The organism is Luteolibacter luteus, from assembly GCF_012913485.1.
Lineage (GTDB): Bacteria > Verrucomicrobiota > Verrucomicrobiia > Verrucomicrobiales > Akkermansiaceae > Haloferula > Haloferula lutea.
Window position 1 is genome coordinate 3,767,665 of sequence record NZ_CP051774.1, and the last position, 19,909, is coordinate 3,787,573.

Sequence of the window (19,909 nt, forward strand, 5' to 3'; positions counted from 1 at the left end):
CCAATGCACCGTACCTGCAGCACAGCCGCCGCCTTGATGGCCGTGGCCGCCGTGATGCCGGTCACCCTGACGGTTGCCAACGCCGGTGAAGGATCCGGTGGGGGCAGCTACAGCGGTCTCGCCCAAAAGGAAATGATCCGCCGCCAGAATGCGGTCGCCCAGTCGGACCAGCTCCGTGACGAAGGTCGCGAAGCCTATGCCAAGGGTGATTACAAGCAGGCCGTGGATAAGTACAAGGAAGCCCTCCAAGTGCTGCCGGATGCTCCGATGGTCCAAGACCGCCGGACTTACCTGATCCAGCTTCTTGCCGACGGCTCCGGTGCCCTTGGCGAACAATATCGCAAGGTTGGCAAGTATGAAGAAGCGCGTCAGCTCGCTTCCGACGTGCTCGCGGCTGATCCGAACAATGCCGAAGCCAAGCGCCTCAACGAGTATCTGGATGATCCGATCCGCACGAATCCGGCTCTGACCTACGAGCACACGGAGAACGTGGACAAGGTGCGTCGCCTGCTCTACACCGCCGAAGGTGCCTACAACTTGGGCAAGTATGACGAATCCGGTCGCTTCTACGAGGACGTCCTCCGTCTCGACCCTTTCAACAAGGCAGCCCGCCGTGGCATGGAGCGCGTGGCTCAGGCCAAGGCTGACTACTATCGCGCCGCTTACGATCACACCCGCGCCGAGCTTCTCGCGCAGGTCGATAAGGCATGGGAGCTTTCCGTCCCGCCGATCATCAGCGAGAATCTGGATTCAAACAACCAGACGCCAGGCGTTACCACCGGTGCGACCTACATCCTGAAGAAGCTCGAATCGATCGTCATCCCGATGATCTCCTTCGACGACACTTCGGTTGAAGAAGCCATCGACTTCCTTCGCGCCCGCTCGATCGAGCTGGACACCGGTGAGATCGACCCGACCAAGAAGGGCATCAACTTCGTGATCCGCAAGCCCCGCTCCGGTGGCAGCGGCGATGCCGCCCTTGATGCTGATGCCGCAGGTGGTGGCCTAGGTGCCGCTCCGGATCCAGGTTCGCTGCGCATTCGCGAGCTGAACCTCCGCAACGTGCCGCTCGCCCAAGCGCTGAAGTACATCTGCGACCAGACCAAGCTCCGCTACAAGGTGGATGACTTCGCCGTGACCCTGGTGCCTGCCACCGAGACCGACGAAGATCTCTTCACCAAGAGCTTCCGCGTCCCGCCGGACTTCCTCAGCCGTCTTGGCGGTGGTTCCTCCGAAGGTGGTGAAGCCGGTGGTGAGGATCCATTCGCTACCGATGGTGGCGGCACTGGTCCGAAGGCACTCGCCCCGCGCAAGAGCGAAACCGAACTCCTCACCGCCAACGGTGTGAAGTTCCCGGAAGGCTCCTCCGCGAAGTTCTTCTCCGGCAGCTCCACGCTGCTTGTGCGCAACACCCCGACCAACCTCGACCTCATCGAGCAGATCGTTGAGCAGGTTGCCGGTGATGCACCGCGCCAGGTGAAGATCTCGACCAAGTTCGTTGAAATCTCCCAAGAGAACACCGACGAACTCGGCTTCGACTGGATCGTTTCTCCGTTCGGCCTTTCCGCGAACTCCGTCTTCCTTGGTGGTGGCACGGTGGGCAGCGGCCAGACCCGCACCAACGCCGACTTCATCGGCACCGTGGATGGCGTGAACATCCCGGGCGTCCCGGCTGCCACGGGCACGAATGTCACCGACATCGTGACTGGCGGTCTCCGCAGCGGCGACGGCGCGATCAACCGCAACAACATCGATGCGGTCCTCAACAACCCGAACCGCACGGCCCAGAGCGTGAGCCCGGCACCGGGTATCGCAGCCCTGACCGGTCTGTTCTCCGACGGCCAAGTCCAGCTCATCATGCGCGGTCTCGCGCAGAAGAAGGGCACCGACCTGATGACCGCTCCGAGCGTGACCGCCCGTTCCGGTGAAAAGGCGATGATCGAAATCATCCGCGAATTCATCTACCCGACCGAATACGAGCCCCCGGAACTTCCGAACTCCATCGGTGGTTCGGTGAGCGGTGGCGACCTCGGCCTGGGCGGTAACAGCGGTATCTTCCCGGTGACCCCGGTGACCCCGACCTCGTTCGAAACCCGCAACACGGGTGTCACGCTCGAGATCGAGCCGACCCTCGGTGGCAACGACTTCACGATCGACCTGCGCTTCGCGCCGGACATCGTCGAGTTCGAAGGCTTCGTGAACTACGGCAGCCCGATCCAATCGCCGGCGACCGACTTCCTCGGCAACCCGACGACTGTGACCATCACGGAAAACCGGATCGAAATGCCGGTGTTCTCCAGCCGTCGCGTGACGACCGCTCTGACCATCTATGACGGCTACACGGTGGCTGTCGGTGGCCTGATGCGCGAAGACGTGCAGACGGTGGAAGACAAGGTGCCGGTCTTCGGGGACATCCCGGTGATTGGCCGCCTCTTCCAGAGCAAGGCTGAGAACCGCATCAAGAGCAACCTGATCATCTTCGTGACCGCGCAGATCATCGACGCCACCGGTCGTCCGGTGCGCGGCGGCGACGCCCTGCCGGCCGCTGGTGGCACTGCCGAGCCGCTCCCTGTGGGTGGTGGCGAAGGCGTCCTGCCTCCGCTTGGCAACTAAGCGATCCGGTTTCGATAATCATCACGACGGGCGGAAGGGTAACCTTCCGCCCGTTTTTTATTGCTGTGGGAAAGGGGGGCAGCCCTTCGCGGAATTCTGGGTTGTCGGCGGCAAGCGGGGGCGCTTCGTTGGGCGCATGCATGTCTTTGGCCTGAGTGGTGGTGTCGCCAGCGGGAAATCCACCGCCTGTCGCCTCATTGCCCGCTTGTGTCCGGAGGCGGTGATTTTCGACGCAGACGCCTGTGTCCATGTGCTTCTGGCCGGCGACGCGGTGGTGGCTGATGCAATTGCGGCGCGCTTTGGAACCGGAGTGATCCACGCCTCCGGCGGGGTGGATCGCGCTGCCCTGAGGGGGCAGGTTTTCGGGGATTCCGCTGCGCGCAAGGATTTGGAAGCCATTCTGCACCCGAGGGTTCGCGAGGAATGTCTTGAATCTTTGGATTCCGCCCGCAGAATAGGGCGGTCCTTGTTCGTTGCGGATATTCCGCTCCTCTTCGAGAACGGGTTCGACTTTGGTCAGGAGCGAAACCTCCTGGTCGCGGCCGCTACCGCGACACGGCGCAGGCGCTTGCGAGAGCGGAACGGCTTCGACGATGCCACCATCGATTCCATTTTCGCGGCGCAGATGCCTCAGGAAGAAAAGCTCCGCTTGGCGGATCACGTCTTCTGGAACGAAGGACCTGCCCCTGCTTTGGAAGCCCAATTGCGACGCTTCCTCCATTTCCACGCTATCATGAGCGACGACGATACCAAGCTCCCCGAGCTTCCCGCCAACGAGACGACTCCTTCCGCAGCCGTGCAAGAAGCTGCCCCGGTGCCCCAGACCATCGATATCAATGCTTTCCGCCTGAAGTCTTTGGCGGAGCTTCTTACGATGGCGGAGGCCGTCCCTGCCAAGATTACGGTGGGTGCTCCGAAAACCCAGTTGATCTTCGAGCTGCTTAGCTTTTACGCGAACGAGGGTGCAACGCTGGTTGGCGAGGGAATCGTCGAGCAAGCCAAGGAAAACTACGCCATGCTGCGTGATCCGGCGCGAAGCTTCCGCACTTCTCCGGACGATCTCTACATCAACGGACACCTGCTCCGCGATCACGGCCTGCGTGCCGGCCATCGGGTCAAAGTTCGGATCCGCGCCCCCCGTGATCGGGACAAGTATCTTTCCGCGACGGAGATTCTCGAGATTGAGGGGATTCCCGCCGCCGAATTCAAGGTCCCGAAGGAATTCGACAAGCTGACACCGCTTTTCCCCGACCGGCGTATCGTCCTTGAGGGAGAAGGTCCGGAAGCTGTAAGCGTGCGGGTTCTCGATCTCGTGGCTCCGCTCGGCAAGGGCCAGCGGGGTTTGATCGTGGCTCCGCCCCGCGGCGGCAAAACGATTCTTCTGAAGCAGATTGCGAAGGCCATCCGAAAAAACCATCCGGAGATCGAACTCATTGTGGTTCTGCTGGATGAACGGCCCGAGGAAGTGACCGACTTTGAGGAAACCGTGGGAACAACGGTCTATGCTTCCACCTTCGATGAGGCCCCCCGCCGTCATGCTCAGGTGGCCGATTTGGTGATCGAGCGCGCCCGGCGCCTGGTTGAGCAGGGGAAGGATGTCGTCTTGCTGCTGGACAGCCTTACGCGTCTTGCCCGGGGCCACAATTCCGCCTCGCAAGGCGGTCCGATTGGAAGCGGTGGTGTCAGCCCCGTCGCCCTTCAGAAATCCCGCAAGTTCTTTGGCAACGCCCGCAACGTCGAGGAGGGTGGTAGCCTCACGGTCCTCGCGACCGCGTTGATCGAAACGGAGAGCCGGATGGACGACGTGATTTTCGAAGAGTTCAAGGGCACGGGCAACATGGAAGTCCGCTTGGATCGCGAGCTTGCAGAGCGTCGCGTTTTTCCGGCGATTCACATTCCTCAGAGCGGTACCCGCAACGATGACCGTCTCTATCACCCCGACGAGTTCGTCAAAGTCCTGGACATCCGCCGGCAGCTTGCCCAATTGCCCGTGGGGGATGCCATTGAGACGCTGCTGAAGAACCTCCGCGCGACCAAGTCCAACGCAGAATTGCTGCTTCGGGGCTTGCGTTGATGGAGTTTGCGTGACATAGCATTCACGATGCATTCAGCAGCGGGCACGGCGCTCCATGAAGATGCCGTGAAGAACTTGCTCGTGCCGAGAATCTGCTTGTCAAAGCGGGGGTGCGCGGGAAAGTTCGACCCATGGAAACCCACCGGATTCTAGCCGCCGCGGTCGCCACAATTGCCCTCAGTCCTGCGGCAAACGCGGACGTTGCGATGGCACTTTCGGCGAATCGTACGTATACTCAAACAAATGCTTTCAACCTCAATTTCGAGGGTGGGGAGCTTGATCTTCTTTTTGTCGATGGTGCCTACGCCATCGATGCCATTTGCCCTCGAAATGGCTCCGCTGTTTTCTACAATCCGACTGAAATCCCCCCTTGCCAGATTGGTGCGACCGGGTTCGTGACTTCAGGTGACTTGAATGGAGACGGTGTCCGCGATGACAGCTCCTATTGGTCGATCACGGAGATTCAGGGGGCCCAGGCGGTGGAGCCCTCGCGGCCTGAGCTGGTGCAGCTTTACGCAGCGCCGCCATCGAAGCTTCCGCGCCCGTTGGATGCTTTCCGCGACGAGACCACGGTGGTGTTCTACAACATTCGCACTCCCAATGTTTCGCAGTTCGACCTGACGCAGTACCACATGGAGCGTATCTACGGTCCGGGTACCGGCGATCTCCGCCGCATGAACGAGGAAATCGTGACGGGTCAGTATGTCTTCACTTTCCCGCGTATCACCATGCCGGACCAAAATCCGGTGGCTTATGCGGTGACGATCACTCCCTCCCTCAATGCCTTGGATCCTTCCAACCGCACTCAGGCAGGTTTCCGTTTCACCACGGGCTCTTGGAACAACGAGTACTATCAGATGGATCCCCGTCTGATCAATCGGATCCGCTGGACCGGCAATGACCGCACCATCGTGCGCGCCGGAGACCAGATGTATTTCTCGATCTTGGATTCCGCCGAAGACGCGATCGTGTTCCCACCTACCGTTCCGGAAAACCCGGTGCGTTTGGCAAACCCGACGGTTCAGGCCTACAACATGCCCCCGTTCTTCTTCGTGGTGGGTGATGAAGGGGTGATGAACCTGGAATACAATCGCTTCCTCCGGAGCAGCGGCGTGAGCTTTGATGGCTCGGATCGCGACTTCCGTGCCAAGGTGCTCTTCGTGGATACCTATGGCGGTTACTCCCAGACGGCGCTTCCAGCCGGGACTTCCAAGCGGGATCGCTCGCCCACTGGCGATGCAGACCACGATGGGATGACCAACGCGGAGGAATACGGGTTCCAGCAGCTCACCAACGAGCACATCAACGCTTCGGCCAAGGCTCAATACGCAGGCACTGGCACCTACCACAGCTTGGTTTCGACGGTTCCGGAGCCGATTTCCGATCCGACCCGCAAGCCCGACGGCCCGGTTGGCCCGAGGCTGGAGGAGAACTTCATCGTGATGGATGTGCCGATCCGTCCGCGCACCGGCAACACGGTCAAATACGAGTTCCAATTGTGGGTTGATGGCAAGAAGCCGGGCAAGAAGAAGTCCAGCAAGCTCAACATGAACGACTACGATCTCGATCTTGTTACCGAGACCCAAACTAACACCTACACTGTTCAATACTACACGATTGACCCGCTCACGCTCCAGCGTGTTTACGGTCAGGCCGATGTTTCGGTGGATGTCGAGGTGCAGAAGTACGTGCTGCGCAGCAAGGAACCGGTGCTCGATCCGTTGGCCGAACTTCCTGACATCCGGGTCAAGGTGAACCCGGGCACTCTGAAGTGAGTCGCGGGCATCTTCCGTGATGCGGGATTTTGAATTCGACAAAGGCTCCGGAGTCCGCAATCAGGGCTCCGGAGCCTTTCGTCATGCCTGAATCAGGGCTCCCCCCAGGGTCATGTCATCGCTTCCTTTGGTCAACGACACGCAAGGTCTCGTATCGTTGCTTTCGCGCCCTTCTTCCGATGCCGTCTGTGCCATCGATACGGAGGCCGATAGCTTGCATCGCTATCGGGAGTCGCTGTGCTTGGTGCAGTACTCCTGTGGCGGCGAGAATGTCCTCATCGACCCGCTTTCCATCGAGGATTTGAGCCCGCTCGGGGATTTCCTCGCCAGTCGGGTGGTCTGGATGCATGGCGCGGATTACGACATGACCATGCTCCGCCGCAGTTTCTCGAAGCTGCCTTCGGTGGTGTATGACACCCAGATCGGAGCGCGGCTTCTGGGCGTCCGGCGCTTTGGTTTGGCGGATCTGGTGGAGCTTTATTTCGGCGTTACCCTGTCGAAATCCTCCCAGAAGGCGGATTGGGGCAAGCGCCCGCTTTCCGCCAAAATGATGGAGTATGCGCTCAATGACGTGTGCTATCTCCTGCCGATGGGCGAGAAAATCACGGATCTCCTGAAGGAAAAGGGGCGCTTCGAGTGGTTCGTCGAGAGCTGCGAGGCCGCCCGCCTGAAGGTCTTGGAGCGCGATGAGACTCGTGGCGAGCCTTGGCGGATCCAAGGGTCCGGCCGTTTGGATCGCTCCGGCCTGAATTTCCTGAAATCCCTCTGGGAGTGGCGGGATGCCGAGGCCTCTTCCTGGGACCGTCCGTCCTTCATGGTGGTGACGAACCGCCAGCTCATTGATTGGAGCCAGGCGCTCGCTGGCGGGAAGAAGATCGAAATCCCTCCTCACTATCGTCCGGAGCGTCGCAAGCGCCTTACAGAGGTGCTGGACGCCGCGCGTTCGCGCAATGCGGACGAATGGCCGGAGAAGCCCCGTGGCCTGCGCCGCCGCCGTGATTCCGATTTCGATGCCCGGGTGGCACGCTTGATCTCGGCGCGGGACGCCAAGGCGGCAGAATTGGACATCGATTCCTCGCTGATTGCGCCCCGTTCGATCATCGAATCCATTGCGGATGGAGAGGTTCAGCCAGCTGATGTTTTGCTCAAGTGGCAGTTGTCATGCCTCTCGTTAGACGGGGTCTAAAAGTGTGACTTCTAAGTTCCTGTGAATCAGCCGGTTAATCGGCGGTTTTCAGGGTGGAAAATATGCCGGTTTTTTAACAATCGGCCTTGTCTCCGGGGCATGCATTTCAGACCCTCCCGGGGTCCATGTCTGAAGAGCACCAAGAGCCTGAAAAGGCTGATACGAACGTCAGCGGAGAGCAGGCGTACGACGCCGCGCAAATCGACAAACTTGAAGGTCTGGAAGCCGTCCGCAAGCGGCCCGGCATGTACATCGGCGACCCCGACGAGCGTGGCCTTCACCACTGCGTGTTCGAGGTGCTGGACAACTCGATCGACGAGCATCTGGCCGGCTATTGTGACCGGATCAAGGTGTCGATCCACGTCGATGGCTCTATTTCCGTGGCGGACAATGGTCGTGGTATCCCGGTGGACATTCACCCGAAGTTCGGGATTCCCGCAGTCGAGCTGGTGCTCACGAATCTCCACGCGGGCGGCAAGTTCGGGCAAGGGGCCTACAAATACTCCGGTGGTCTGCACGGGGTCGGTGCGAAGTGCGTGAACGCGCTCTCCGATTGGTTCAAGGCCGAGGTCTACCGGAATGGCAAGGTCCACGCGATCTCCTTCGAGCGCGGCCGCACAACCCAGCCGCTCCACGTGGTGGGGGAGGTGGACCAGAGGCGCACCGGCACCACGATCACCTTCTTCCCGGATGCCACGATTTTCGTCGATACGATCGAGTTCAAGTTCGACCGTCTCTCGACCCGCCTCAAGGAGCTGGCTTTCCTTAATCCTGGCCTGACGATCGATCTTGAGGACGAGCGGCCGGAATCCGCGCGGAAAACCTCGTTCTTCTATGCCAAGGGCATCGTGGAGTTCGTCACCGAGCTCGGTAGCACCAAGACCTTGGTTCACGATGATCCGGTCGTGCTCACCGGCAAGCGTCAGATCGAGATCGATTACGATGGCAAGCAGTCGCAGGAGGATGTCTTCGCGGATGTCGTTTTCCAATATAACGACTCCTACAACGACCAGATCCTCTGCTTCGCGAACTCCATCCCGAACGCTGACGGCGGCACCCACCTTACCGGTTTCCGCACTGCGCTGACCCGGGGCATCAACCAGTACGCCAAGGCGAACAAGATTCTCAAGGAGAAGGACAACGCCTTGACCGGCGATGACGTCCGTGAAGGTCTGGTTTGTGTGATCTCGGTCAAGATGCCGAGCCCGCGCTTCTCCTCTCAAACCAAGGGCAAGCTGGTGAATTCCGAGATCGAGGGGGTCGTTTCCTCGATCGTTTATGAAGGTCTCGTCCAGTTCTTCGAAGAGAATCCGGCGATCGCGAAGCGCATCATCGAGAAATCGTTGAATGCCGCCCGTGCCCGCGAAGCCGCCCGCAAGGCTCGCGAGACGGTCCGGAAGTCTGCTCTTTCCGGCGGCGGTCTGCCGGGCAAGCTGGCGGATTGCTCCGAGCGGGATCCAGCGAAGTCCGAACTCTACATTGTCGAAGGTGACTCCGCAGGTGGCTCTGCCAAGCAGGGCCGCGACCGCCGTACCCAGGCAATCCTCCCGCTGCGCGGCAAGCTGCTGAATGTGGAGAAAGCCCGCCTGCACCGCGCCCTGCAGAACAAGGAAATCCAGAACCTGATCACAGCCATCGGTGCAGGCATCGGTGATGGCGAGCAGGACGGTTCCTTCACCATCGAAAAAGTCCGCTACCACAAGGTCGTGATCATGACCGATGCCGACGTGGACGGCTCCCACATCCGTACGCTTCTGCTGACCTTCTTCTGCCGTCATATGCCGGAACTGGTGAAGCGCGGCTATCTCTACATCGCCCAGCCGCCGCTCTATTTGGTCACTCGCAAGAAGCGCTCGGAGTACGTGCAGGACAATGACCAGCTCAACAAGATCCTCATTGATCTTGGCGCCAGCGAAGTCGAGCTGCGCACCCATGACCAATCCCGCAGCTTCTCTGCGGATGAGTTGAAGGTGATCCTGGAGAATCTCTCGTCGCTGTCCCGCTACTCGAATTCGATCGAAGGCAACGGCGGCAACTTCAAGAACTACCTCGCAGCCCGCAGCAACGGTCATCTTCCCGAGTATATGGTCCGCGTGCGTATCGGGAATGACGAGAATATCCTCTACTTCTCTGATGAGGAATCACTGCGGGCCTACTCTTCCGAGAACCGGGATCTCCGCTTGTTCGACGAGCAGCTCAGCAGCGAAGAAATGGCCGCGCATACCGGACCTTCACGTCGTGCCAACTTGCACGAACTGCACGAGTCCCATGCCATCGCGAAGATCTTCTCGCGCCTTAATGAGAGCGGGATCGATACGACCCATTTCTTCGACGAGGACAAGCCGCTCTTCGAACTTCTCGAAGGGGATGGCGAGAAGCAGAAATCTCATCCGGTCTTCTCGCTCCCCGAGGTGCTGGTCCGTGTCCTCGAGATCGCCAGCCGCGGCGTCCAGATCAAGCGATTCAAGGGTCTCGGCGAAATGAACGCCAAACAGCTCTTCGAAACGACGATGGATCCGGACAAGCGCCAGTTCCTCCGAGTCCGCCTCGATGAGGACAATGCGGTTGAAGCCGACAAGATGTTCGACGTCCTGATGGGCGATATCGTTGAGCCCCGGAAGCGCTTCATCGAAGACAACGCGCTGAACGTCCGCAACCTCGACGTCTGATCTTCCCGGACGTTCTTCTGATTTTCACTGACCTCTGATCCCCGATCACCGGCCGACCCCGACCCCATGTCTCAGGAATCCATCAAGCCCATCAACGTAGCCGAGGAACTCTCGAACTCCTTCCTGGAGTATTCGATGTCCGTGATCATTTCGCGGGCGCTTCCCGACGTCCGTGACGGCCTCAAGCCTTCCCAGCGGCGCGTGCTTTACGCGATGCGCCAGCTTGGAGTGACCCCGGGCAAAGCCCACGTGAAGTGCGCCAAGATCGTCGGTGAGACGATGGGTAACTTCCACCCGCACGGTGACCAATCGATCTACACGACGCTCGTGAACATGGGCCAGCCGTGGTCGATGCGCGAGATGCTGGTCGACGGCCAGGGTAACTTCGGCTCGGTCGAAGGTGATGCGGCGGCGTCCATGCGTTATACCGAGGCCCGGCTTCATCCGCTCGGCATGGCGATGATGGAAGACCTCGACAAAGACACGGTCGACTTCCAGCCGAACTACGACGGTTCGCAGGATGAGCCTTCGGTTCTGCCCTCCGCGTTCCCGAACTTCCTCGTGAACGGCGGCACCGGCATCGCCGTCGGGATGGCCACGAACCTGGCACCGCATAACCTCGGCGAGGTGATCGACGGGATTTGCGCGCAGATCGACAATCCCGAGATCACGCTGCCGGAGCTGATGCAGTATATCAAGGGGCCGGACTTCCCGGTTTCCTGTGAAATCCGTGGGATCCGCGGGATCGAAGAGTACTTCCGCACCGGCCGCGGCTCCATGCGCCTCCGGGGCAAAGTGGAGATCGAGGAAAATGAGAACGGCAAGTCGTTCATCGTCATTCGCGAGGTCCCGTACGGCGTTAATCGCGCCGTGCTTCAAGAGCGCATCGCGGAGCTGGTGAACGAGAAGACCCTCACCGGTATCTCCGGCATGCGTGACCTCTCCGATGAGGAGACCCGGATCGAGATCGAGCTGAAGCGCGATGCCCGCCCGCAGGTGGTGGTCGCCCAACTCTTCAAGCTTACCGCGCTGGAGACCTCCTTCAGCGTGAACATGCTGGCGATTCACAAGAACCGCCCTAAGCAGCTTTCCCTCAAGGAGGCGATTGACGCCTATATCGAGCACCGCCGCGAGGTGGTGATCCGCCGCACCCGCTACCTTTTGGGCAAGGCCGAAGAGCGTGCGGAATTGCTGGAAGCCTTCCTGCTGGCCCTCGGTCACCTCGATGACTTCATCAAGATCATCCGCGACTCGAAGAATCGCGATGAAGCACGCGAGCGGCTTGCCGCCTACAGCTTCACGACCGCGACTGCGGAGGGTCTCGGCATCTTGATTCGTTCTCAAGCCGCGGTGCAGGGGGATCGCTATGTCTTCAGCGAGCGCCAGGTGAATGCGATCCTGGAGCTGCGCCTCTATCAGCTCACCGGTCTGGAGCGTGACAAGGTGAAGGGCGAGTACGACGAGGTCCTGGAGACCATCAAGGACCTGCTCGATATCCTTGCCCGCGAGGAACGCGTGCTGAACATCATCAAGGACGAGCTGCGCGTCATCCGCGAGAAGCACGCGACGCCACGGAAGTGCCCGATCCTTGCGGAAGCGGGCGAGATCGCCATGGAAGAACTCATCGCCAACGACGCGATGATCGTGACCCTTTCCCACCGCGGCTATATCAAGCGCACTCCTGCCAGCGAATACCGCCTACAGGGACGTGGCGGCAAGGGCCTCAAGGGCATGGAGACGAAGGCCACCGGCAAGGACGAGGCGGACGACTTCATCGAGCACCTCTTCAGTGTCCAGGCGCACGATTACCTCCTGTTCTTCACGAACACCGGTCGGGTTTACGTCCAGCGAGTCTACGACCTGCCGGAAGGTTCCCGCACCTCCACGGGTCGCAGCATCAAAAATGTGCTCGATCTCAAGCCGGAGGAGAAGATTGCCGCGCTCCTGCGCCTCGAGCGTGCCACGGACGACAATGGCAACGACATCACCTTCCGTGAGGACGCCGGCTATGTGTTCTTTGCGACCCGCAGCGGCAAGGTGAAGAAGACGGCACTCAATGACTTCCGCAACTACCGCAAGGCCGGTCTCACCGCTATCATCCTTGAGGAGAACAACGAGCTCATCGGCGTGCGCCTCACTTCCGGTTCGGACGAGATCGTGCTGGTGACCCATGAGGGGATGAGCTTGCGCTTCCACGAGGACGATACCCGCTCCATGGGGCGGGCCTCGGCGGGCGTGATGGGTATCCGTCCTGTGGAGAACGACTTCGTGGTGGGCCTTGCCTTGGTGACCGAAGGGTCTACCTTGCTGGTGGCTTCCGAGAACGGCTTGGGCAAGCGCACCTCATTCGAGGAGTACCGCAAGCAATCCCGCGGCGGTAAGGGCATCATCACCATGAAGGTCACGGAGAAGACCGGCCCGGTCGTCGGTGCCGTCACCGTGACCGATGCGGATGAGCTCATGCTCATGACCTCGACCGGCCAGAGCATCCGCATTCGGGTGAACGAGATTCGCGAGACGGGCCGCAATGCTCAAGGCGTGAAGCTCCTGACCCTGAAGGAAGGCGAGAAGCTTCAGGATATTTCCCTGGTCATCCCGGATGGCGAAGACTCCCCCGGTGAGGGCGGTGAAGGTGCTGTTGGCGAGGCGGAGGAGGGCGGAGACGCTGCTTCCGAAAGCCCGGCCGATAGCGGCGAGTAAAGATCACGGATGAGCGTCATGAAGATCGCAGTCATTGCTGCGATCTTCATGGCTCCGCTCTTTTCAGCGGCGGAGCGGCCGAATGTGCTGTTCATCGCGGTCGATGACCTGAGGCCATGGCTGGGCTGCTATGAGGGTCTAGAGGTATCGCCGAACATCGATCGCCTAGCCGCGAGCGGGCGGCTCTTCAACCGTCACTACGTCCTGTAGAACGGCCAAGGAAGGCGCGGGATGGGCATTTGAAGGATAGTTGAGAAATTTCCCCGGCAAAAACCGAGCCGCGGCGGATATATCTTCCCAGCCGTCCATCATGCATCATTCCCGGTATCGTCTCTTGTGGTTCGCTCTAGCCCTTGTGTTGATAGGAATCTGCTTTCGTGGCGTGGAGTCCAAGATCACAGGGCGGGCTCGCGATTCGAGCGGCAGCGCGCAGCGCGCGATCGTGCCTGCGGCAGGAGCCGGCGCGGGTTCAACGGGCCAGGATAAAGCGGGGCGATCACGCGAGTCGAAAGCTCTGGCCAAGCTCCGCTCGCTCTTGAAGGTGCGTGAAGGCGAACTGGCGATGATTCGAATTCCTGCGAGGTTGGAGGATGCGAGATCGGAAGATTCTTCTGTGGTGCCCCCCGGGGAGGTTGATCTGCCGACGATCTCCCACGTGGCGAACATTGAGCAATTTTGCAAGGACTTGGAAGCTGGGGTGAGCCAGGAAGATTTGATCGAAGGTGCGGTGAAAGCGGCGGAGGGATCCTTCGAATGGCGGTCGACCGACCTTGAAATCAAGGGTCAAGGCCTGGTTAATTCCAATGAGGAGACGACCTTGATGCTGAACCTCCGCCTCGGGAATACGGAGATGGTGACCACCTTCACGGCGAAGGTTGGCTCGATGTTCGTGATCTATCCCGCGGGTGGAGTTGGGGACTCCGTTTTGATGGTGGTGGGTGGGCAAGGGGCGGCTGATTCCCCTTGATGGGGTTGGAGGGCTGTCCCGATAATTTACTATAAATGTAGTAGATGAATGCTGCTGCTGTGTGGCGGGTAATGTCATTTTCTGATTCCGGGCATGGATGGTGAGTCATAGTGGAGGGGCCATCTTTCATTGGTGTTTTGCTGAAAAGGGTCGGGTTTCCGTGTCTTTCAGCAAATTTCGCTGCCGGTATGCGGCGTTTCATTGGATCCCTCCGGTTTCATGAATGGCCGGCATGGCATACGGAATTGTCACTTCTCTTGTAATGAATTGGTAGGTCGGGCACGTATGTTGCTCCCGTAACGGCGACCTCACCCCAACATGCCGATGAACACACGATACGAGTCGATGCCTTTCCCTGACTCAACTTCGGTTGCCCCTGAGCTGGAGTTCGAAGATGCTTGGGATGTGGAAGCCGTCTCTGCCCTGATCCGCTCAAAGTGCGATCATGGAGAGACGCCCGCATTCCTCTTCGTAGGCCGAAAAGAAGCCGGACTCCTGCGAGAGCATCTCGCGGAAGTCTTCGGCACGGATGCTGTCGCCACCCTCCATGATACCTATTACATGGGTCTGGAAGTGGTGGAGATCGAATGCGACAGCTTCGTCTTTGCCGGTGGCCGCAAAGTCGTCCGGACCCTGCAGGATCCCATTTCACGGAGGCCCGAGTGGCGCGACCGCCAAGTCGATGCGCTCTGGCAATTCCGCATCTGATTTTCCCCTCCCATCTTGGGCGGCCAGCGCCCCATCCGTCGTCACGGCGGGCGGGGCGACGGCGGCCCGATCGGGAAAAGGGGGGCAGCAGTTTCGATCAAGGGAAGGACCGATTCCGGTCAAATCTCCGCAGATGCTGCCCATTCTAGCTGATTGAATTGAACAATGCGCGCCGACTGCTTCTGATAGCACGGATATGAGCGCTCCCGTTCGTCACGCCGAACTTCTCGCCTGGGTCGAGGAGATGACTGCCCTGTGCCAGCCTGATCATGTTGAATGGTGCGATGGCTCCCAGGAAGAATGGGATCGGCTCTGTGAACTACTCGTCGAGAAGGGCACCTTCACTCGGCTGAATCCGGAGAAGCGCCCGAACTCCTTCCTCGCTCGCTCGGCACCATCCGACGTCGCCCGCGTCGAGGATCGCACTTTCATTTGCTCCCGCCGGAGGGATCTAGCAGGTCCGACGAATCACTGGATGGAGCCTTTCCAGATGAAGACGCTGCTTCTCGGGAAATTCGGCGGCTCGATGAAGGGACGGACCATGTATGTGGTGCCGTTCTGCATGGGCCCGCTCGATTCACCGCTGGCGAAGATCGGCGTGCAGGTCACGGATAGCGCGTACGTCGCAGTGAATACCCGCATTATGGCGCACATGGGCAGGCGCGTGCTGGATCGCTTGGAAGCCGAAGCGAGCGGCGAGATCGCCTCCAAGCGGGATGGCCATGGCCGCTTCATTCCCTGCCTTCATTCGATCGGCGCACCCCTTCAGCCGGGACAGCAGGATGTGCCGTGGCCCTGTGACGAAGAGAAATACATCGTCCACTTTCCGGAATCGCGTGAGATCTGGTCATATGGCTCCGGCTACGGCGGCAATGCCCTGCTCGGCAAGAAATGCCTCGCCCTGCGGATCGCCAGCAACATCGCACGCGAGCACAACTGGATGGCAGAGCACATGCTGATCCTCGGCCTTGAATCTCCGAAGGGGGAGAAGACCTACGTGACCGCTGCTTTCCCCTCTGCCTGCGGAAAGACCAATCTGGCGATGATTGTTCCTCCGCAGACCTATGCCGAAGCCGGCTGGAAGACGACCATTGTCGGGGATGACATCGCATGGTTGTGGCCGCATGAGGACGGAAGGCTGCATGCGATCAATCCGGAGACAGGTTACTTTGGCGTGGCTCCCGGGACTTCCTACGAGACCAATCCGATCGCGATGGAGTCGATGAAGGAGAACACCATTTTCACGAACGTCGCGCTGACCGATGACGGCGATGTCTGGTGGGAAGGCCTCAGCAAGGAGGCCCCCGCCCATCTCATTGATTGGCAGGGCAAGGACTGGACGCCGGATTGCGGGCGTCCTGCGGCCCATGCGAATGCGCGCTTCACCGCGCCCGCCAGCCAATGTCCGACGATTGACCCGGAGTGGCAAAATCCCGAGGGAGTTCCCGTTTCCGCGATCATCTTCGGCGGACGCCGCCCGAATACAATGCCGCTGGTCTATCAGGCCTTCAATTGGTCGCATGGCGTCTATGTCGGCGCCACCATGGGCTCGGAGGTCACCGCCGCGGCGATCGGCCTGAAAGCCGGGGTGCGCCGCGATCCCTTCGCGATGCTTCCTTTCACCGGCTACAACATGGCGGACTACTTCCACCACTGGCTCGACATGCGTCGCAAGGTCACGCACCTGCCGCGTTTCTTCCACGTGAACTGGTTCCGCAAGGATGCCGAGGGCAAGTTCCTGTGGCCCGGTTTCGGGGAGAACATGCGCGTGCTCGAGTGGATCGTGAACCGCTGCCGTGGACGCATCCCGGGGCACGAAACACAGATTGGCTGGACCCCCGATTGGGTGGATTTCAATACCGATGGCCTCGCTGGCTTCGACGAAGCGCGCTTCGACCAATGCATGGCCTTCGATGCCGAGGAGTGGAAGCAGGAGATCCTCTCGCAGGGCGAACTCTTCTTGAAGCTCTATGACTACCTGCCGAAGGAAGTCGTCTTCCAGCGCGAGCTTCTGGCAGCCCGCCTGAGCTGAAGTGCCGATTAAAAAGAAAGCGCCGCTCCTTCCGGAGCGGCGCTTCTTCGTGAAAGGAAGGAAGCTTACTTGTTCGGCACCATGGAATACATCGCCATGGTCATGCAGAAGGCCTCATCGGTGCGCATGGTCTTCTTCTCGTGACCTTCACCCCATGAGTCGGTGTAGTAGATCTTGTGTTCCTCTTCGTTCGGGGAATCGAAATTGTAGCCGATGATCAGGCGCATGTGGCCACCGCCTACCTGTGGAATGTCCTTCTCCTTGAACATGCCGAGGTAGAGGGTCCAGCAGAGCGGGATGCCTTGGTCGACGTATTCCTTGATCTTGCGCTTGAAGTGATCGTAGGTCGGCTGGCTGCGCTTCATTTCGCGGAAGGCATCCTTGTTGACCGATTGCCAGAAGTAGCGCGGGTCGATCATGTATTCATCCGGATCCATGTCGAAGGTCTTCACGTTCTTCTGCTTCGCGATCCGGTTGTAGCCGCGGATGTCCTTCTCCATCTGCTTCATGTCGAATTCAATGTGTTTCAGGGTCCGCAGGTGAACCTTGCCGGTGACCTTCTGGAAGGCCTTCTCCATGGCATCGCCACTGGTGCCACGATCGCTGGTGTTGGCGAGCTGGGCCATTTCATGCTGATCCATGTCCGCTCCGAAATAGCGGGTCACGCGCTCGATCGAGGCGACCACGCAGTAGCCCTTTTCGCCTTGGTCAACCATCGGGACGCCATCGATCCAGGTGAAGCCGTCGGAGTCTTTCTTCACATTCGCGGCGAAGCTTCCGCGGCGACCGACGCCCTTTTGCTCGTTCTTCGCCTTGCTCAGCGAGGCCATGCGGAGGCGAATGAATTCCACCCGCTTCTCCTTCTTGTTGATGCTGCCTTCCAAGGCCACCGCGGTGTCGCCCTTTTTCCAGACCCAGCCGCTCATGGCGACGGCGCCCTCTTGGGCGCGGGGGGTGGCGCGGACCTCCAGCTTTTTGTCGAGCTTGCCCTTCCACATCGTCATTCTCTTGTCGAACTCGCTGGAGGAAATCTCGCCGTCGTCGCCCCGGTTATAGACGGAGATGGTGGCATCCACAGGCGTGCCGTCTGCCGTGCCGCGCATCACCACCTCGCCCACCGTCTCGTCGAGCAGCTTGAATTCACCGGGACGGGCACGCAGGCCGTCCTTAGCTCCGGAAAGCCAGGAGAAACCCTCTTCGCGGAAGCGGATGGTAACGCCCTTCTCCTTTGCTTTCTCGACCCGCTGCTTGTCGGTTTCACTGAGTTCTTCCTCAGGTCCTTTGATGTCTTGAAGAGGTTTCGCCCACAGGCCTTCGTCGAATACGACTTCATCGAGCGAGACGAGCTCCTTCTTATCTTTCTTGTCGTCTTCGTCTGCGGCGAAGGACGGAAGCGCGAGCAATGCGGCGGTAAGTGCTGCAAGGGTTTTCATCTGATGCGTTGATATAAAGCGGGAGGCAGCATGTCCAAACAATGTTCCGGGGAAGTTGTTTAACTTTCCTTGAGCACTGGCCTCTCGCTGGAGTGGCTGTTCGAGCCCGATTTCAGGGGAGTTCATGCGGTTCACCTCTTGTTTCGGAGCCGCGGGTGAAAAACGGACGAAGGATTTGAGAAATTCCCCGGGAGGCCCAAATAGACCTCAGACAAAGCGGAATCGGATTGTTATTTTGTCTCCTCCGGATAGTTCCAAGGCACAAAAATCACCATGACCCAGAACTCCCGCCAAGCCCTGATCGAACTCCTGTTCCTCTCGCTCTACCTCGACAATCATCTCTCCTTGGCCGAGGACGACGTGCTCACGGATGCCTTGGATCACCTCGGCTGGGATTCGGCCCATCCGCGGGAGACTTTCATTTTCCAAGCTTTCTCGAACGCCCGTGAAGCTTCTGCCGATGCCATCAAGATCGAGGGCTTCCTCGACCAACGTTCGGACATCATCAAGGCCGACGGTGCCGAACCCCAGGCCCTTACGTGGCTGACCAAGGTGCTGGGTGCCGACGGGATCTCTCCTTCCGAGGAGCGCTTTTTGCATCGCCTCGAGAAGCGCCTATTTGCCTAAGCGGCGGTCATGCGGTCTTCCGCCGGAACATAATGGCGGCCGCTGTCAGGTTGATCGCCCCGATCACCACCAGCGGCCAAGTCAGGGCAAAAACCCGCTCGAGGGAGGCGTCTTTCAGAAAGACCCCCTTCACGATCTCCACGAAGTGCCGCACGGGATTCGGCCAGGTGATCACCTGGAGCCAGCGCGGCATGTTTTCCACCGGTGCCGCGAAACCGGAAAGCATTACTGCGGGCATCATGAAGGAGAAGGCGCCGAGGAAGGCCTGTTGCTGGGTATTGCAGAGCGAGGAGATGAAAAGCCCCACGCCCACCAGCGACATCGCGTAGCAGAACATGCCGGTGTAGAGGAAGATCAGGCTGCCGCGGAAGGGCACATCGTAGATGAAGACCGCCGCGCAGAGGATCAGCGTGGCTTGGAAAAAGGCCACGATCATGGCCGGGACGGCTTTCCCGATCATGATCATTTCCGGCGTCAGCGGGGACACCAGCAGCTGGTCGAAGGTGCCCTGTTCCCGCTCCCGTGAAACGGAAAGCGCGGTGAGGATCAGCGAGCCGATAGTGGTGATGATCGCCACCAGGTTCGGCAGGATGAAGTTCCGGTAGTCCAGATTCGGGTTATACCAGTAGCGGGTCACGACCTCGGAAGGCAGCGCCGCGCCCTTGGCCTCCAGGCGGTCCTTCATAAAAGTCTCCGTGATCCCTTGGAGATAGCCGAAGGCGATCTGCGCACCATTCGATCTTCGCCCGTCCAGTACCACCTGCACCGGTGCTGTCTCACCCGAGGCGAGGCGCCGTGAAAAATCCTCGGGGATGCTCACGCTGAGCATGGTCTTCCGGGATTCGATAGCCTCCCTCATGTCCTCCTCGCTGTGGAGGGGGATGACTTCGGTGAAGGCATTCGATTGTGCGAAGCGTTGCACCAGCTCCTGTGCCGGTGCCCCCGTGTCACGGTTGAAAATCCCCAGCGAGGCGTTTTTCACCTCGAGCGTCGCCGCAAACGGAAAGAGCAGAGTCTGCAAGATCACAGGCATGATCAGCAGCGTGCGGCTGGAAGGATTGCCAAAGACCGACTGCAGCTCCTTCACGACCAAGGCATGGATGCGGGGCAGAAATCTCATTGCGC

General features: G+C 59.8%; 13 protein-coding genes. 11 read left to right on the forward strand and 2 right to left on the reverse strand.

Going from position 1 to position 19,909, the window contains the following annotated elements; genetic code table 11:
- Positions 1–3 precede the first annotated feature (3 nt).
- The 10 genes from HHL09_RS15580 to HHL09_RS15625 all read left to right on the forward strand — a co-directional run bounded on the left by HHL09_RS15580 (position 4) and on the right by HHL09_RS15625 (position 16,724).
- Positions 4–2,613: an Amuc_1098 family type IV pilus outer membrane protein gene (locus HHL09_RS15580; RefSeq protein ID WP_169455549.1), complete on the forward strand. Its 2,610-nt coding sequence runs from the start codon at positions 4–6 to the stop codon at positions 2,611–2,613.
- A gap of 136 nt (positions 2,614–2,749) precedes the next feature.
- Positions 2,750–4,687 (forward strand): transcription termination factor Rho, encoded by a 1,938-nt coding sequence (gene rho / locus HHL09_RS15585; RefSeq protein ID WP_169455550.1) that lies wholly within the window; start codon positions 2,750–2,752, stop codon positions 4,685–4,687.
- 131 nt (positions 4,688–4,818) lie between these two features.
- Complete coding sequence (locus tag HHL09_RS15590) at positions 4,819–6,462, forward strand: hypothetical protein (RefSeq protein ID WP_169455551.1); 1,644 nt, start codon at positions 4,819–4,821, stop codon at positions 6,460–6,462.
- Between the two features lie 112 nt (positions 6,463–6,574).
- Complete coding sequence (locus HHL09_RS15595; protein WP_169455552.1) at positions 6,575–7,648, forward strand: ribonuclease D; 1,074 nt, start codon at positions 6,575–6,577, stop codon at positions 7,646–7,648.
- Between the two features lie 125 nt (positions 7,649–7,773).
- Positions 7,774–10,317 carry a DNA topoisomerase (ATP-hydrolyzing) subunit B gene (gyrB, locus tag HHL09_RS15600; RefSeq protein ID WP_169455553.1) on the forward strand — a complete coding sequence of 848 codons (2,544 nt, stop codon included), beginning with the start codon at positions 7,774–7,776 and terminating at the stop codon, positions 10,315–10,317.
- 66 nt (positions 10,318–10,383) lie between these two features.
- Entirely contained in the window at positions 10,384–13,017 is a 2,634-nt protein-coding gene (gene gyrA, locus HHL09_RS15605; RefSeq protein WP_169455554.1) for a DNA gyrase subunit A, read from the forward strand.
- 18 nt (positions 13,018–13,035) lie between these two features.
- Complete coding sequence (locus HHL09_RS15610; protein WP_169455555.1) at positions 13,036–13,227, forward strand: hypothetical protein; 192 nt, start codon at positions 13,036–13,038, stop codon at positions 13,225–13,227.
- A gap of 172 nt (positions 13,228–13,399) precedes the next feature.
- A complete protein-coding gene (locus HHL09_RS15615; protein WP_169455556.1) occupies positions 13,400–13,984 on the forward strand; it encodes a hypothetical protein in 585 nt (194 codons plus the stop codon).
- Positions 13,985–14,308: 324 nt separating this feature from the next.
- Positions 14,309–14,692 carry a hypothetical protein gene (locus tag HHL09_RS15620; protein ID WP_169455557.1) on the forward strand — a complete coding sequence of 128 codons (384 nt, stop codon included), beginning with the start codon at positions 14,309–14,311 and terminating at the stop codon, positions 14,690–14,692.
- 196 nt (positions 14,693–14,888) lie between these two features.
- Positions 14,889–16,724: a phosphoenolpyruvate carboxykinase (GTP) gene (locus HHL09_RS15625; protein ID WP_169455558.1), complete on the forward strand. Its 1,836-nt coding sequence runs from the start codon at positions 14,889–14,891 to the stop codon at positions 16,722–16,724.
- Between the two features lie 65 nt (positions 16,725–16,789).
- Here the strand turns inward: HHL09_RS15625 and HHL09_RS15630 are convergent, their stop codons facing one another.
- Entirely contained in the window at positions 16,790–18,157 is a 1,368-nt protein-coding gene (locus HHL09_RS15630) for a C39 family peptidase (RefSeq protein ID WP_169455559.1), read from the reverse strand.
- 273 nt (positions 18,158–18,430) lie between these two features.
- Between HHL09_RS15630 and HHL09_RS15635 the strand changes: the two genes are divergently transcribed.
- Positions 18,431–18,784: a hypothetical protein gene (locus HHL09_RS15635; protein WP_169455560.1), complete on the forward strand. Its 354-nt coding sequence runs from the start codon at positions 18,431–18,433 to the stop codon at positions 18,782–18,784.
- A 7-nt stretch (positions 18,785–18,791) separates the two neighbouring features.
- Here the strand turns inward: HHL09_RS15635 and HHL09_RS15640 are convergent, their stop codons facing one another.
- Complete coding sequence (locus tag HHL09_RS15640) at positions 18,792–19,904, reverse strand: ABC transporter permease (RefSeq protein WP_169455561.1); 1,113 nt, start codon at positions 19,902–19,904, stop codon at positions 18,792–18,794.
- Positions 19,905–19,909: the final 5 nt, after the last annotated feature.

Coding starts and splice junctions, on each gene's coding strand:
- HHL09_RS15620 (WP_169455557.1), top strand. CDS start 14,309: ATGAACACACGATACGAGTCGATGCCTTTCCCTGACTCAACTTCGGTT.
- gyrA (WP_169455554.1), top strand. CDS start 10,384: ATGTCTCAGGAATCCATCAAGCCCATCAACGTAGCCGAGGAACTCTCG.
- HHL09_RS15595 (WP_169455552.1), top strand. CDS start 6,575: ATGTCATCGCTTCCTTTGGTCAACGACACGCAAGGTCTCGTATCGTTG.
- gyrB (WP_169455553.1), top strand. CDS start 7,774: ATGTCTGAAGAGCACCAAGAGCCTGAAAAGGCTGATACGAACGTCAGC.
- HHL09_RS15630 (WP_169455559.1), bottom strand. CDS start 18,157: ATGAAAACCCTTGCAGCACTTACCGCCGCATTGCTCGCGCTTCCGTCC.
- rho (WP_169455550.1), top strand. CDS start 2,750: ATGCATGTCTTTGGCCTGAGTGGTGGTGTCGCCAGCGGGAAATCCACC.
- HHL09_RS15625 (WP_169455558.1), top strand. CDS start 14,889: ATGAGCGCTCCCGTTCGTCACGCCGAACTTCTCGCCTGGGTCGAGGAG.
- HHL09_RS15610 (WP_169455555.1), top strand. CDS start 13,036: ATGAAGATCGCAGTCATTGCTGCGATCTTCATGGCTCCGCTCTTTTCA.
- HHL09_RS15640 (WP_169455561.1), bottom strand. CDS start 19,904: ATGAGATTTCTGCCCCGCATCCATGCCTTGGTCGTGAAGGAGCTGCAG.
- HHL09_RS15635 (WP_169455560.1), top strand. CDS start 18,431: ATGACCCAGAACTCCCGCCAAGCCCTGATCGAACTCCTGTTCCTCTCG.
- HHL09_RS15590 (WP_169455551.1), top strand. CDS start 4,819: ATGGAAACCCACCGGATTCTAGCCGCCGCGGTCGCCACAATTGCCCTC.
- HHL09_RS15580 (WP_169455549.1), top strand. CDS start 4: ATGCACCGTACCTGCAGCACAGCCGCCGCCTTGATGGCCGTGGCCGCC.